This is a genomic window from Pseudoalteromonas sp. APC 3694 (assembly GCF_030407565.1).
GTDB classification, from domain to species: domain Bacteria; phylum Pseudomonadota; class Gammaproteobacteria; order Enterobacterales; family Alteromonadaceae; genus Pseudoalteromonas; species Pseudoalteromonas tetraodonis.
In genome coordinates this window covers 1-810 of record NZ_JASDDE010000137.1, presented here as the reverse complement: position 1 = coordinate 810, position 810 = coordinate 1, and the positions used below count along the sequence as shown (strand labels likewise).

The window sequence follows — 810 nt, the reverse complement described above, 5'->3', positions numbered from 1 at the left end:
TAATTATTACTCTACGATAGTTGCTACAACACCAGCACCTACAGTACGGCCACCTTCACGGATAGCGAAACGAAGACCTTCATCCATCGCGATTGGCGCGATTAGCGTTACTGTCATCTTAACGTTATCACCAGGCATTACCATTTCTACGCCATCTGGTAACTGTACGTCACCTGTTACGTCAGTTGTACGGAAGTAGAACTGTGGACGGTAACCTTTGAAGAATGGAGTATGACGACCACCTTCATCTTTCGAAAGTACGTATACTTCTGAAGTGAATGTAGTGTGTGGCTTGATTGAACCAGGCTTAGCTAGTACTTGACCACGTTCAACGTCTTCACGCTTAGTACCACGTAGAAGTGCACCAATGTTCTCACCTGCACGACCTTCGTCAAGAAGCTTACGGAACATCTCAACACCAGTACAAGTAGACTTAGTCGTCTCTTTGATACCAACGATTTCAACTTCGTCGTTCACGTTGATGATACCAGCTTCAACACGGCCAGTTACAACAGTACCACGACCTTGGATTGAGAAAACGTCTTCGATAGGCATGATGAATGGCTTATCGATGTCACGCTCTGGCTCTGGAATGTAAGAATCTAGTGCTTCTGCAAGCTCTACGATTTTAGCTTCCCATTGCTCTTCGCCTTCAAGTGCTTTAAGTGCAGAACCTTGAATTAGTGGTAAGTCATCACCTGGGAAGTCGTATTCAGAAAGAAGTTCACGAACTTCCATTTCTACTAGCTCAAGTAGCTCTTCATCATCAACCATGTCACATTTGTTCATGAACACAACGATGTAAGGAAC

General features: G+C 44.4%; 1 protein-coding gene. It reads right to left on the bottom strand.

What is annotated here, in order from left to right; all coding sequences use genetic code 11:
- Positions 1-6: 6 nt before the first annotated feature.
- A partial coding sequence (locus tag QMA00_RS18875) for an elongation factor Tu (protein WP_290158520.1) occupies positions 7-810 on the bottom strand: 804 nt, incomplete at its 5' end.